The sequence below is a fragment of the Tenacibaculum finnmarkense genomovar ulcerans genome (assembly GCF_900239495.1).
In the GTDB taxonomy this organism is placed as follows: Bacteria; Bacteroidota; Bacteroidia; order Flavobacteriales; family Flavobacteriaceae; genus Polaribacter; species Polaribacter ulcerans.
Genome location: NZ_OENE01000048.1, coordinates 36873 through 50739 on the forward strand (window position 1 = coordinate 36873; position 13867 = coordinate 50739).

Genomic DNA, 13867 nt, shown 5'->3' on the forward strand with positions numbered 1-13867 from the left:
AAAGGAATTAAAATTGTATCGAGAATTTGAATTGTTTTCTTTTGATACTAAAAAAGTTCTCAATACATTTTTTGAAAGAAAAAAACACTCGAACTGACCGTTTTTTTTGATAACCCTAGTCAATTCGAGTGATTTTAATGACTGAAAGGAATTAGAATAGTATCGAGAATTTGAATTGTTTTCTGTTGATACTAAAAAAGTTCTCGATACATTTTTTTGAAGGAAAAAAACACTCGAACTAACCGTTTTTTTTTGATGATCCTTGTCAATTCGAGTGATTTTAATGACTGAAAAGAATTAAAATAGTATCGAGAATTTGAATTGTTTTCTTTTGATACTAAAAAAGTTCTCGATACATTTTTTTGAAGGAAAAAACACTCGAACTGACCGTTCTTGATTTTTGAACAGGATTATTCAATTTTAGTTGAAAAATAAAGTTTGATGCACAAATGCCTAGCCCCGATTGAAGCATTTGTTTGAGCTCTTTTTTGTTTTTTTCAAACAAAAAAAGCGAGTGCGGAAAGCGGGAAATTGCTTCAAAAAAAACTTTTAAAATACTTTAAAACCAAAAAAAACACCTAAAAAAGGTGCTTTTTGTATAGAAATAGAACGTTTTTACGCTTTGTCAAATAATGCTTTATGAATAAATCCTGCAACAATTGCTCCTGCTATAGGTGCAACCCAAAACAACCACGATTGTGCTAAATAACCGCCTCCTGCAAATAAAGCCTGACTCATAGAACGTGCAGGATTTACCGAAGTATTAGTGATTGGAATACTGATTAAATGGATTAACGTTAAGCCTAAACCAATAGCGATTGGAGCAAAACCTTTAGGCGCTCTGTCGTTGGTACTTCCTAGAATTATCAACAAGAAAAACATGGTTAATAAAAATTCAGCAACAAAAGCCGATGTCATATTATAACCTGCTGGCGATAATTCGCCATATCCGTTAGCAGCAAAACCGCCGATAGATTCAAAACCTGATTTTCCTGATACAATTAAAAATAACGCAGCCGCAGCTAAAATTGCACCTACTAATTGAGAAACAATATAAGGTACTAATTCTTTTGCAGAAAACTTCCCTCCTGCCCATAAACCTAATGATACCGCAGGGTTAAAATGCCCTCCAGAAATATGCCCAACTGCATACGCCATGGTTAAAACGGTTAAACCAAAGGCTAAAGATACGCCCATAAAACCAATACCTAATTCAGGGAAACCAGCAGCAAAAATGGCGCTACCACAACCTCCAAAAACCAACCAAAATGTTCCAAATGATTCTGCTAAATACTTTTTCATATATTAAAGTTTAAATTAAATAATTATTTTTATGACCCTCAAAAAAATGAAAAGTCACAGCCATAAATTTACAATAAAATAATTCTCTAAAAAAGGAAGTTCGTATCTTTGCACTACAAAATTTAATATTATGAAATTAGTTTTTATTACCATCGGATTATTGGCTATTGCTTTTGCAGGGATTGCTATAAAAATTTGGGCAAAAAAAGACGGTGAATTTGCAGGGACTTGTGCTAGTCAAAATCCTGTTTTAAATGAAAGTGGTGAATCTTGTGGTTTTTGTGGTAAAACGCCAGATCAATTTGACTCTTGTAATGATACTGAACACCAAAACTAAACACAGCAAGCAAAACATTTTTTCTTATAATAGGTGGTAAAAACTGCCTATTTTTAGTAGCGTTATTTTTTATTGCTATATTTGCACTTTAAACACACCTCTTGGAAATACCTAAAGAAAAAGTACTTCAACATATTGAGCTAGCTAAAAAAGGAAATCAAGCTTCTTTTAATTTTTTACTAGATACTTTTTGGGGAAATGTATATAGTTATCAATTATCGAGAATAAAAAATGATAATGATGCTGAAGATATTACCATTCGAACATTTTCTAAAGCTTTTGATAAAATTGATACTTTTAATGATGAGTATCAATTTAAAACATGGCTAATTACCATTTCGAAAAATGTGTATATTGATTCTTTAAGAAAAAAAAATAGCGCTTTTTTATTAAATACTTCCAAGGAACAACAGGAAGCCGCTTTTAGAATTATAGACAACACACCATCGGCTGAAGACACGCTTATTACCGAACAAAACTTAGCCAAACTTTTAAGAGATATTAAGAAATTAAAACCAAAATATCAGGAAATTATTAATTTGCGGTTTTTTCAAGAATTAAGCTATAAAGAGATTTCAGATAAAATTGGAGAACCGATGAATAATGTTAAAATTAAATTATTAAGAGCTAAAAAATTATTAGCTGAAATAATCAAAAAACCTTAACTTACCCTACTTTTAGTTTTAAAAATCAACGTATTACCTTGAAATTTAAAAGACAGCTTTTATTTTAAACTTTTTTTCAGCTCCCCTTTTTATGAAAAAATCACTATCAAAAATACTTGGTCCTGGCTTGTTATTTGCTGGTGCAGCAATAGGCGTATCTCATTTAGTACAGGCTACAAAAGCGGGTGCCGATTTTGGCTTTGGGCTGCTTTGGGCTTTATTAATTGTATCCTTTTTTAAATACCCTTTCTTCCAATTTGGTCCTCGGTATGCTGCAGCTACTGGCGAAACGCTATTAGACGGCTATAAAAAATTAGGCAAAGGGGTATTAATTGCTTATTTTATTTTAAATTTTGCAACCATGTTTACCATTCAAGCAGCAGTAACGATTGTTACAGCGAGCTTGGCGTCTAGTATTTTTGGGTTTACAAATAATTTGGTTATTTGGGCTGTTATTATTTTAGGTATTAGTATTGTGCTTTTAAGCTTCGGAAAGTATAAATTACTTGATAACTTGATGAAATACCTCATCATTATTTTAACAATAAGTACCATTATAGCGGTAATAGTAGCGCTTTTTAGCACCAAAAAAGGATTTAATTTTCAGCAAATACTACCTAGTGGAACTGCACAAATTACCTTTTTAATTGCTTTTTTAGGATGGATGCCTGCGCCTTTAGATGTTTCTATTTGGCACTCTCTCTGGTCTGTAGAAAAAAGTAAAACCACCTTCGAACAAATAAAACCCAAATATGCTGTTTTTGATTTTAATGTTGGCTACATAGCAACCTTCTTTTTAGGGGTTTGTTTTGTGGTACTTGGCGCATTGGTAATGCATCAATCAGGAGAATCTTTTTCAAATAAAGGAAGTCGTTTTGCTCAGCAATTAATCAATTTATACACCGAAAATTTAGGTGATTTTTCTTATTTATTTATAGGAATAGCCGCATTTACCACCATGTTTAGCACCGCTTTAACTACTTTAGATGCTTCTCCAAGAGCAATGACCAAGGCTTCTAATTTATTATTTGTTAAAAAAAATAGGCTAAATTATTCTTTTTGGATACTTTTTTTAGCCATTGGTACTTTTATTATTCTAAACTATTTTTTAACTGATATGGGATTTTTAGTTAAAATAGCCACTGTTTTATCGTTTTTAACAGCTCCATTTTATGCTATTTTAAATTATGTATTGATAACAGGAAAACATACGCCTAAAAAAAATCAACCAAAATTACCTTTACGAATATTAAGTATTGCTGGTATTATTTTTTTAATCGGATTTAGTCTTTGGTTTTTAATCAATTTATAACAGTTTTCTTTGTAAATTTGCTATTCAATTTTTTATCGAATTTTTATTGAAATGGCAAACGAATCAGTAATAGTACCAGAAAGAGTAAAAAAACCAAAATGGTTGCGTGTAAAGCTTCCTGTTGGAAAAAAATATACCGACTTACGAGGTTTAGTAGACAAATATAAATTAAATACCATTTGTACCAGTGGAAGCTGCCCAAACATGGGAGAATGTTGGGGGGAAGGAACGGCTACCTTTATGATTTTAGGAAATATTTGTACCCGTTCATGTGGTTTTTGCGGAGTAAAAACAGGAAGGCCAGAAACCGTAGAATGGGATGAACCTGAAAAAGTAGCGCGCTCTATTAAATTAATGGGTATTAAACATGCCGTTTTAACATCAGTAGATAGAGATGACTTAAAAGACGGTGGTTCTATTATTTGGGCAGAAACTGTAAATGCAGTGCGTAGAGCAAATCCTAAAACAACCATTGAAACATTACTTCCCGATTTTCAAGGAAACGAAAAACTAATTGATCGAATTATTGAAGTTGCTCCTGAAGTAGTTTCTCATAATGTAGAAACCGTTCGTAGATTAACCCGTGAAGTTCGTATTCAAGCAAAATATGACCGAAGTTTAGGCGTATTAAAATACTTAAAAGAAAAGGGAATGCGTACAAAATCGGGTATTATGCTTGGTTTAGGCGAAAAGGAAGAGGAAGTTATTCAAACCATGAAAGATTTACGTGCTGTTGGTTTAGATATTATTACTATTGGTCAGTATTTACAGCCTAGTAAAAAACACTTACCTGTTAAGCAATTTATTACCCCCGATCAATTTAAAAAATATGAAACTTTAGGTTTAGAAATGGGCTTTATGTATGTAGAAAGTGGCGCTTTAGTGCGTTCGTCTTACAAAGCGCATAAACATGCACAATAATATTAAGAACTTCTTAACGTTTTAGCTCCTTAAATAAGGCGATAGCGTTAAAAAAATGTCAAATAATTTATTTTTAAGCAACACCAACTGTTTAAGTTTTAATTTTGCAGTGCCTTTAGTTAATAAATGCTTTAAAACAACTTTGTAAACTGTTTTTCATAATTTAAATTATTTGAATTAATTTAAAAAAGCCCACTCTTATGAGTGGGCTTTTTAATTATTTTTACTTTATATAAAATACTTTTAAATAAAAAATATTAAATAGCACTTATAATATCGTACTTGGTAATAATATGGTGTTTTCCATTTCCTAAATCAACTAAAACTGCTTGATTTTCTTTTGTAATTAACTTAGATACAGCATCAATTGAAGCGTCTAACTTTACCATAGGATACATAGCGCCCATTATATCTTTTATTGGCGTATCGGCAATGTTTTTATCGGCAATATAACGGTGTAATAAATCTGCTTCGTCAATAGAACCTACAAAACCATTGGCATCTCTTACCGGGATTTGTGAAATTTTAAATGCACGCATTCTTTCAATAGCATGCGACACTAATTCTTCAGTTTGAACGCTTACTAAAGCTTTATCAAGGTGTCCTTTAATTAAATCTTCAGCGGTAGTTACTTCTTTATCTAAATAACCACGTTCACGCATCCAATCGTCATTAAACATTTTCCCTACGTATCTACTTCCGTGGTCATGAAAAATAACAACTACTACATCGTCTTTTTTGAAATGTTCTTTTAATTGTAACATTCCTTTTATTGCCGATCCTGCTGAATTCCCAACAAAAATCCCTTCTTCTTTGGCTATTTTACGGGTATAAACGGCTGCATCTTTATCGGTAACTTTGGTAAAACCATCGATTACAGAAAAATCTACGTTTTTAGGTAAAATATCTTCTCCAATTCCTTCGGTGATATATGGATAAATTTCATTTTCATCAAAAACACCTGTTTCGTGGTATTTTTTAAACACAGAACCGTAGGTATCAATTCCCCAAACTTTTATATTCGGGTTTTGCTCTTTTAAATACTTTGATGTTCCTGAAATAGTTCCTCCTGTTCCTACTCCAACTACTAAATGTGTAATTTTACCATCAGTTTGTTCCCAAATTTCAGGACCTGTTTGCTCGTAATGTGTTAAAGCATTCGATGGATTATCATATTGGTTTACATACCATGAGTTTGGTGTTTCTGCTCCTAATCGCTTAGAAACTGAATAATATGAACGAGGGTCTTCTGGTTCTACATTTGTTGGGCAAACAATAACCTGTGCGCCAACGGCACGTAAAATATCCATTTTTTCTTTAGACTGCTTATCAGAAAGTACAAAAATACATTTGTAGCCTTTTATAATTGCCGCTAAAGCCAATCCCATTCCTGTATTTCCTGAAGTTCCTTCAATAATAGTTCCTCCTGGTTTTAAACGACCGTCTGCCTCAGCATCTTCAATCATTTTTACTGCCATTCTATCTTTAATAGAGTTCCCTGGGTTAAAGGTTTCTACTTTGGCTAAAACTAAAGCATCGATTTCTTTGGTTACAGAATTTAACTGAACTAATGGCGTGTTTCCAATAGTTTCTAAAATATTTTTTGCGTATTTCATTTCTTCGTTTTACAAAGGCAAAGGTAATTTTTTTTAAACGTTTTACAAGTATCCTATTTGTTTAGTATTTGTTATTAATAGCAAGAGAAATCATCATATAATTACTATATTTTCTGTTTTTAACGCCTCAGGTTATCCATCATACTAAAAGCAGTCGCTTATTCTTAAAATTAAAAAAAGCCATACCATTTTACGGTTATGACTTTATATTTTTACTATTGTTATCGCTTGCTTATATACGCCACTAGTTAAAAAATAGCGGGGAATCGAGGATTTATATTTTTGCATCTGTTAAACCGAATCATACTTGGCACAAGCAAGATGCTTGGCGCTAGCGGGGGTTATTTTAATTTACTAATTCAAAACCTATTCCGTTGTCTATTTCTATAAACCTATAATATGAAAAATTTATATTAATAATTTTTTCATAAGGAATAACTAAAATATGACCAGGTATTTGATAATATGGATTGTTTTGATTTATTGTACCGTCATTCTCTGATAATGATTCTGGGTTATTACCTTCATTGATTGAAGAGGCGTTTAGGTATCTTCTCTGAACATTTTTTAACGTTATATATTTTAAATCATTTTTATTAGATAGTTCATAATCAACTAAAAAACCATCATATATTATTGTCCCTTCTTGAGTTTCGACAAGTACATCTACATGAGTAAAATCAATCGATTTAATTTTATCTTTAGGTAAGTCGTAAGAAGCTCGTTTAAAATTAAAAAATTCACCTGTTATAATATAATGCCAAGAATTTTGAAATCTAAATATTTTAAATTTAGAATCTAATAAGTTTTTTCGAATTATTTTTTTAGAAATATACCCTAAGATGCTCGATATTAATATTGAAATTATTAAATATACGAATATATTTAATATATTTAAGTCAATATTCTCATAAGCTTCTTTTGGATAATTTCTAGAACTTAATAATTGACCCAGAATTTGGAATTCTATTTTGTAATTAAAAAACCCTACAATAATGATACTAATTCCATGTATAAAAAGACTAGGTATAAAAAGACTAGGTATAAAAGAAGATAATATTAATTCAAATAAATTTTTAGAAGTATATTGACTTGAAAATTCTTCAGAATAATAAAACTTCCTTAAAACAATACCTGGTAGAATTAAAATTAAAATTAATAGAGTTGAAACGGCAATATTCACTTATTATCTTTTTAACATTGATACAAATTCTGGTGAAAACCCTACTTTTCGTTGTGTAGAACCACTGACTTTAGAGTGTCTAGTTTCTCTGATAGCTTTTATTAAAATTTCAGATTGATTAGTATTACTGATTACTTTACTACCTTTTTCACTTGTGACAGGTGTACTAGAAAACCAAAAACCTTTTGTTCTGTTTGAATTAATCATATTACAAATATACGTTTTTTTAATTATAACTCTCTTGTGTTATTAACCACCTACCTTAATTAAAAGCTTTTTTAGGAATTAACTACAATAATCGATTAAGAGATTGTTTTAAATTTCATCTAAAAAAGTTTTATAACAGAAAAATAAGAAATCGAAACTGTCAACCTGAATTTAGTTCAGCTTCTCATTCTGATTTGCTGTAGTTTTTAAGTTTTTTTGATTACTCTTTGTCAATTTGAGTGATTTTAATGACTAAAAGGAATTGAAATAGTATCGAGAATTTTAATTGACTTTACAAATTCTCGATACTATTTTTTACTAAAAAAACCTAAAACAAGCAGTATTTTGATTGATTTTCACAAGGAAACTAATAGCTGTAAATTACCTAAAAATCCCTAGCCCCGATTGTAGCATTTGTTTGAGCTCTTTTTTGATTTTTCTTCAAAAAAAGCGAGTGCGGAAAGCGGGAAATAGCTCCAAAAAAAAAGTATGAAAATAATTATCTACGCAAATTTTATGGCTTTTGATGGGGCTATTTTTGTGATAATATATGAAGGGATTATCAGCATTAAAAAACATAAAAATAACGTTCCTAAACTTAGTGTAATAATCGCTAAAATACTGATATCAACAGGTACGGTTGCCACTGCATAGGTTGCGGGGTTTAGCTCGATTATTTTAAAGTATTTTTGAATTAATAACAGCGATATTCCTATTAAATTACCCCAAAAAAGTCCTTTTAAAATTAAATAAGAGGCGTTGTATAAAAATATTTTTTGAATGCTCCAATTACTGCTTCCTAAGGCTTTTAAAATCCCGACCATTTGTACACGCTCTAATATTAAAACCAGCAAGGCGGTTATCATATTAATTCCGGCTATTAAAATCATAATTCCAATGATAAACCATACATTATTATCAAAAAGTTTAATCCAATCAAAAATTAATGGGTAATTTTCTACAATCGTCATACTGTTTAAGGTAGATCCGATGTTGCTATAAATCTCGTTTCCTTTTTGGGTTAACTCCTCAAAATTATCAATTAAAACTTCAAAACCGCCAATTTGATCGGCTGTCCAGCGGTTAATTTGTTGAACTTCTCGGATATCGCCAAGTAGCATGGTTTTATCAAATTGGGCGAAACCTGTATTGTAAATCCCTACAATAATTGGCTTTCGCATTTTATATTTTAGCTTGCTTTTGGTAGCGCTAAAAAGGGTTTGAATGGTGTCGTTTAATTTCAAATTTAACCTGCTGGCAATTGCCTGAGAAATTAGTATTTCTTTGTTTCGAGGCAACTCAAAATTTGGCAAGCGTCCTTCGACTAAATATTCTTTGAAAAATGAAAAATCATAATCGGAAGAAACGCCTTTAAAAACAATAGCTTCAAAATCGGTTGGGGTTCTTATAATTCCGCCGATATTGGCAAAAACTTGCACGTTTTTAATGCCTTGAATATTTGTAAACTTCGGATAAAAATCTTGGGTTTTAGAAATCGGTACGGTAGAAATATCTGAGTTATTGGTATCGTAATTTACAATTTGAATATGCCCTTTAAAGCCCGTCATTTTATCGCTGATTTTTTTCTGAAAACCTGATGCGATTGCTACGGAAATTAACATAATTACAATACCTAAAGCAATGGCAATAGTCGCAATTTTAATAATAGGCGATGAAATACTGCTTTCACGTTCTTTTCCTGCAATAATTCGTTTGGCGATAAATAATTCGAAATTCAAAAGTTATATGTTTTTTTCAGATTCAAAAGTACTTAATTATTGCTTAATTTTAGGCGATGCTTAGTAGCAATTAAATTTTTCGTGGTTTTTATTCGTAAAAGATTTTTAAGTAGTAATTTTATCTTTTTTAAAGATATTTACATGAAAAACAATTTTAGTTACTTTTTATTATTATTAATCTGTTTTAGTTTTCAATTTTCTTCTTGCGCTCAGCAACAGAAATCAATGCCTAAAAAGGTAGCAATAGCAACTACAACCCCTACAAAAACAACACTTCCTTTAAAAATTGGCGCTGATAGAACCAATTTATATCTACATAAATTAAAAGGAAAAAATATCGCTATTGTAGCCAATCAAACTTCTGTTTTAAATGTTTTACAACGTGCCGAAGTAGCGCCTAATACAATGGGTTTAAAAACAGTACAATATCATTTAGTTGATTATTTACACGGTTATAAAAACATCAACGTGCAAAAAGTTTTTGCACCCGAACATGGTTTTCGTGGTAAAGCAGATGCTGGCGAAACGGTTATTGATGGCGTTGATACTAAAACGCAATTACCGATTATTTCGTTGTACGGAAAAAATAAAAAGCCCTCGCAAGCGCAATTAAAAAATATCGATGCTGTGATTTTTGATATTCAAGATGTTGGTGCTCGTTTTTACACCTATATATCGTCGTTGCATTATGTGATGGAAGCCTGTGCCCAGGCAAATATCCCTGTAATTATTTTAGATAGACCCAACCCTAACGCTCATTATATTGATGGTCCTGTTTTGCAAATGGCGCATACAAGTTTTGTAGGAATGCACCCTGTTCCCGTGGTTTATGGAATGACTATCGGCGAGTATGGAAAAATGATAAATGGCGAAAAATGGCTTAAAAACACTTCAGGAAATGTAAAATCTAGTCTGAAATGTGATTTAACCGTAATTCCTTTAGAAAATTATACGCATAATACAAGTTATAATTTACCGATAAAACCATCGCCTAATTTACCCAATGAAATTTCTATAAACCTATACCCTAGCCTTTGTTTTTTTGAAGGAACAACAGTTTCGGCAGGTAGAGGAACTAACAAGCAGTTTCAAATTTATGGTGCGCCTTATTTGAAAAAAACGCCTTTTAGTTTTACCCCAAAAGCCAACGATGGTTCAAAATACCCAAAGTATAAAGGGAAGTTATGCTATGGTGAAAACTTGCAAAAAAGCGATAAACTTTCGGGCTTAAACTTGTCTTGGCTACTAAAAGCCTATAAAGAATCGCCTAAAAAATCTTTTTTTACCGTGTTTTTTACCAAACTTGCTGGAACAAAAAAGTTACAGCAACAAATTCAACAAGGTTTATCAGAAAAAGAGATTAAAAATTCATGGCAAAAAGAGTTATCAGAATTCAAAAAAATTAGAGCGAAATATTTGATTTATAAATAGCTTTTAAAATTAAACTAAGAATGGCAAGGATAAAAGCAAGGGGTTGAAACCCCTTGTTAAAAAGAGTATCAAATCGAACCTGTCAATATGAATTTATTTCAGATTCTCATCCTGATTTGCCGTAGTTCTACTCTGATACTCTGATGCGATGCTGAAATAAATTCAGCATGACGACACAAAATAAAAGCATAAAAATCACTTAAAAAACAGTATAAAGTGTGGTTATAATTATGCCTTTTTTATCTTCTAAAACAACTGATAAAAGCTCTTTTTCCTCTTTCACTTGAAAATTAAAAGGAGCTTTTAAAATAGCTAATCCGCTTTTCTTTTTTATCCTAATTCCCTGCCCTGAAATAATATCTTTATTTGGAATAAATTCTGCACTTGGCAAATGTTCTGTTAAAATAACGTATTTATAATTACTTAATTTAGCTAGCACTTCTTGTACTTCATTGTTCGATAAATGTTGTAAAACTTGCCTTAAAATTACGCAATCGGCAGTTGGTAAGGTATCTTTTGCGATATCTAAGGTTTGAAAAGTTAAATTCGGGTTTTTGAATTTTTCGGTGTTATATGTTATGAGTTCTGGCACAATATCTGCCGCAATATATTGCTTTGTGTGTGTTACTAATTCTTTTCCGATATTGAAATCGCCACAGCCTAAATCGCAAACGGTTAAAGGCGTTTTAAAAGAGGTTAAAAATGAACTTACCACCGATAAATAAGGCGTTACAATTTCCGCTTGATGTGAACCCGCTCCCGAATAAAAAGCGCTGTTGTTATTTCCCCATAAATTTAGTTCATAAACCTGTTGCATTGCCTCTTTTGTTGGCCATGGGGTTTTTGAAGGTTTAGGATTTGTCGTTAAATTATTCATTTATAGATTATTATTGATAATGAATTAAAGCGATTATTATTGAGGATAAATTAAGCTTCAAAAATAATAGAAAATAATAGAATTGTATCTTTATCCTCTTTTAAAATTATAAAAATTATTTATTCAAATAAATGAAAGACGCAAATATAGCATCCGCAAGTAAAACCAAAACTTACAATAAAGTTCAAAAAGAAATTAAAAAATGGATGCGTAAAAATTCTTTTTTAATTACAAAAAACGCAAGATGGTACGTAGGAATTACCAATGATCCTAGCAGACGAAAAAGAGAACACAAAAACAAGAATAATATACAATGTCTGTATTGGAAAACATGGAATATGAAATCTGTTCGACTATCATTGGCGTTAGAAACTCATTTTCACAATAAAGGTTTATTGGATAAAGACCTAAAAGGTGGTTACGATAGAAAAACATCTAAACATATTTATGTTTATAAGAAATTTCCTACTTTGATTAATAAATTGAAGTAACTTTATTAAATCATTTTATTTAAAAATATACATAAAATATTGATGAACGAAAATATAGATATATCTGATTTTGATAAAATTAGATAAATAATCATTTTACTTATTTATCTTTAATTTACAGATGTTCAGAAAATTAAAACTAAAATTATCAAAATAATATATCCAAAAACCAATGCTATTAAATAAAAATAAAATCCCCGTAGCTTTTTCTATTATACAACTACTATGTTTCGTTTTATATTATATTTTTGATACTCCTCTTGTACATCCTCATGCTATGATATCTATAGAAACATTCTTTTTTTTAATAATAAATACTTTTTTAATACTTCTATTTTCGATATTTTTTTTAATTAAAAAAAAACAAAATATTAGTATTTGGATTATCCCTTTTTTCTTGTTTATCTTTAATTTATATCAAACTACATAATATTAAATAAGATTTATTTCAACATCATGATAATTTGGTTTAAAATGAATCTACTTTAAGTGTTTAATATTTATTTTTGTATGTTGATAGAACATCGCCAAATATGGAATTTGGTGATGTTTAAATTGCTGAAAAAAAATTGGTTTATGAATACTTTTAAGAATATAAAAGAATTAGTATCTATTCTTTATCGAGAAGAGAAATTACTTTCTGAAATGTTTAGCAAACGAAAATTGCTTCATTATAAAAAAAGTTACGCTTTAGATATTGTTGAATGATGAATCGAAAATTAACTCACTTTTAGAATTATCGGTGCTTCGAGAGAATGATAATTGTTTAGAAATAGATGATGTATTTCTTGATTTTTTTGAAAAAATACTAGAAGTTAATGAAGAAATAAATGTTTCTTTTATTGATGAAAACATCAGGGAAATAAAAGAACGAATAATTTATTATCTTGAAGTAAATAATGAAAAACAAAAAAACAATCATCTAAAATTCATCAAAAAAACATTTCGTAAAATAGGCAATATCACGCTACGAAATGTAATCGATATACGACGAAATATCGAAAACACCTTTAAAAATGAGCCTAATTATAAAGTCAAAAAATTAAAATTAAAAAGCCTCGATGAAAAAAGAAATGCTGTTAAAAAATTAATTGACAAAACATTAAGCTTAATAAATACCGAAGAACTTACGTTTTTTGAACAAGCAAAAGACGAGGAATTAAATCGGATTCTTATCGATTTAAAATATAATTTAAGTGACTGTGCTCACAATCTTATTGCTATTCAAAAACAGCTCATTAATTATCTAAATCAAATAAAACATCAAGGCGAGTTTTTAGAAAAATTACGAAAAGTTAAATATTTAAAAGACCAATTTCGAATTAAATCGGAAACCGATATTAAAAAAATTCTATCGCTTAAAAATGATGTGATTTTTGAAAAACGTATTGCAGAACCATTAAATTTATCTATTGATTTTTTAAGAGATGATGAAAATGCTTTTACGATTATTAAAAAAATTGCATCCAAAAACCTCGATAAACTACATTATAAACCGCTAATTGCCGATAGTATTTCTGATGAATATTTAGAAAATAGTATCGAACAAGAAGTGATGATAAATTTAGAAGAAATACGAAATGAATTTGTAGGAACAAGCGATAATCTTTTTAATTTCATTCTTAATTACGATTTTTTAAAAGAAGTTAATTTTAACGAGCGTGTTACTATTTTTTGTCAAGTAGCCTCACAATTTGAATTAGAGTTAAAATTCGAAAATGAATATCAACAAAATAATGGGATTGAATATGCTTTAATTTATCCGAAATAAAGAAAAATAAAAATT

13 protein-coding genes are annotated in these 13867 nt (G+C 30.0%); 8 read left to right on the plus strand and 5 right to left on the minus strand.

What is annotated here, in order from left to right:
- Positions 1 to 615: 615 nt before the first annotated feature.
- Positions 616 to 1302 (minus strand): aquaporin Z, encoded by a 687-nt coding sequence (gene aqpZ, locus DPIF8902391_RS10690; RefSeq protein ID WP_058885134.1) that lies wholly within the window; start codon positions 1300 to 1302, stop codon positions 616 to 618.
- Positions 1303 to 1432: 130 nt separating this feature from the next.
- Between aqpZ and DPIF8902391_RS10695 the strand changes: the two genes are divergently transcribed.
- The 4 genes from DPIF8902391_RS10695 (at position 1433) to lipA (ending at position 4537) form a co-directional block, all read left to right on the plus strand.
- Positions 1433 to 1639 (plus strand): hypothetical protein, encoded by a 207-nt coding sequence (locus tag DPIF8902391_RS10695; protein ID WP_058885135.1) that lies wholly within the window; start codon positions 1433 to 1435, stop codon positions 1637 to 1639.
- Between the two features lie 101 nt (positions 1640 to 1740).
- Positions 1741 to 2304 carry an RNA polymerase sigma factor gene (locus DPIF8902391_RS10700; RefSeq protein WP_058885136.1) on the plus strand — a complete coding sequence of 188 codons (564 nt, stop codon included), beginning with the start codon at positions 1741 to 1743 and terminating at the stop codon, positions 2302 to 2304.
- 91 nt (positions 2305 to 2395) lie between these two features.
- Positions 2396 to 3616, plus strand: a complete 1221-nt coding sequence (locus DPIF8902391_RS10705; protein ID WP_172505815.1) for an Nramp family divalent metal transporter — start codon at positions 2396 to 2398, stop codon at positions 3614 to 3616.
- Positions 3617 to 3667: 51 nt separating this feature from the next.
- Entirely contained in the window at positions 3668 to 4537 is an 870-nt protein-coding gene (gene lipA, locus DPIF8902391_RS10710) for a lipoyl synthase (protein ID WP_058885138.1), read from the plus strand.
- Between the two features lie 257 nt (positions 4538 to 4794).
- On the opposite strand, the gene DPIF8902391_RS10715 is transcribed toward lipA, so the two are convergent.
- The 3 genes from DPIF8902391_RS10715 to DPIF8902391_RS10725 all read right to left on the minus strand — a co-directional run bounded on the left by DPIF8902391_RS10715 (position 4795) and on the right by DPIF8902391_RS10725 (position 9282).
- Entirely contained in the window at positions 4795 to 6153 is a 1359-nt protein-coding gene (locus DPIF8902391_RS10715) for a pyridoxal-phosphate dependent enzyme (protein WP_172505816.1), read from the minus strand.
- A 346-nt stretch (positions 6154 to 6499) separates the two neighbouring features.
- The gene (locus DPIF8902391_RS10720) at positions 6500 to 7336 is read right to left on the minus strand and encodes a hypothetical protein (protein WP_172505817.1); all 837 of its coding nucleotides are present in this window, start codon (positions 7334 to 7336) and stop codon (positions 6500 to 6502) included.
- Positions 7337 to 8046: 710 nt separating this feature from the next.
- Positions 8047 to 9282 (minus strand): ABC transporter permease, encoded by a 1236-nt coding sequence (locus DPIF8902391_RS10725; protein WP_172505818.1) that lies wholly within the window; start codon positions 9280 to 9282, stop codon positions 8047 to 8049.
- Positions 9283 to 9423: 141 nt separating this feature from the next.
- Here DPIF8902391_RS10725 and DPIF8902391_RS10730 point away from each other — a divergent pair, with 141 nt between their 5' ends.
- Positions 9424 to 10713, plus strand: coding sequence for an exo-beta-N-acetylmuramidase NamZ family protein (locus DPIF8902391_RS10730; protein WP_172505819.1), 1290 nt, complete (start codon positions 9424 to 9426; stop codon positions 10711 to 10713).
- Between the two features lie 199 nt (positions 10714 to 10912).
- Here the strand turns inward: DPIF8902391_RS10730 and DPIF8902391_RS10735 are convergent, their stop codons facing one another.
- Complete coding sequence (locus DPIF8902391_RS10735; protein ID WP_172505820.1) at positions 10913 to 11590, minus strand: class I SAM-dependent methyltransferase; 678 nt, start codon at positions 11588 to 11590, stop codon at positions 10913 to 10915.
- Positions 11591 to 11721: 131 nt separating this feature from the next.
- On the opposite strand from DPIF8902391_RS10735, the gene DPIF8902391_RS10740 reads away from it, so the two are divergent.
- The 3 genes from DPIF8902391_RS10740 to DPIF8902391_RS10745 all read left to right on the plus strand — a co-directional run bounded on the left by DPIF8902391_RS10740 (position 11722) and on the right by DPIF8902391_RS10745 (position 13852).
- Positions 11722 to 12081, plus strand: a complete 360-nt coding sequence (locus DPIF8902391_RS10740) for a hypothetical protein (protein WP_101901602.1) — start codon at positions 11722 to 11724, stop codon at positions 12079 to 12081.
- A 576-nt stretch (positions 12082 to 12657) separates the two neighbouring features.
- Complete coding sequence (locus DPIF8902391_RS12555) at positions 12658 to 12789, plus strand: hypothetical protein (protein ID WP_262886455.1); 132 nt, start codon at positions 12658 to 12660, stop codon at positions 12787 to 12789.
- Positions 12782 to 13852 (plus strand): hypothetical protein, encoded by a 1071-nt coding sequence (locus tag DPIF8902391_RS10745; RefSeq protein ID WP_242037278.1) that lies wholly within the window; start codon positions 12782 to 12784, stop codon positions 13850 to 13852. Before DPIF8902391_RS12555 ends, DPIF8902391_RS10745 begins: the two co-directional genes overlap by 8 nt.
- The last annotated feature ends 15 nt before the right edge of the window (positions 13853 to 13867 follow it).

What these genes read in the sequence shown, in the direction of transcription:
- aqpZ (WP_058885134.1), bottom strand. Translation starts at nt 1,302, where the DNA reads ATGAAAAAGTATTTAGCAGAATCATTTGGAACATTTTGGTTGGTTTTT.
- DPIF8902391_RS10695 (WP_058885135.1), top strand. Translation starts at nt 1,433, where the DNA reads ATGAAATTAGTTTTTATTACCATCGGATTATTGGCTATTGCTTTTGCA.
- DPIF8902391_RS10705 (WP_172505815.1), top strand. Translation starts at nt 2,396, where the DNA reads ATGAAAAAATCACTATCAAAAATACTTGGTCCTGGCTTGTTATTTGCT.
- lipA (WP_058885138.1), top strand. Translation starts at nt 3,668, where the DNA reads ATGGCAAACGAATCAGTAATAGTACCAGAAAGAGTAAAAAAACCAAAA.
- DPIF8902391_RS10715 (WP_172505816.1), bottom strand. Translation starts at nt 6,153, where the DNA reads ATGAAATACGCAAAAAATATTTTAGAAACTATTGGAAACACGCCATTA.
- DPIF8902391_RS10730 (WP_172505819.1), top strand. Translation starts at nt 9,424, where the DNA reads ATGAAAAACAATTTTAGTTACTTTTTATTATTATTAATCTGTTTTAGT.
- DPIF8902391_RS10735 (WP_172505820.1), bottom strand. Translation starts at nt 11,590, where the DNA reads ATGAATAATTTAACGACAAATCCTAAACCTTCAAAAACCCCATGGCCA.
- DPIF8902391_RS10740 (WP_101901602.1), top strand. Translation starts at nt 11,722, where the DNA reads ATGAAAGACGCAAATATAGCATCCGCAAGTAAAACCAAAACTTACAAT.
- DPIF8902391_RS12555 (WP_262886455.1), top strand. Translation starts at nt 12,658, where the DNA reads ATGAATACTTTTAAGAATATAAAAGAATTAGTATCTATTCTTTATCGA.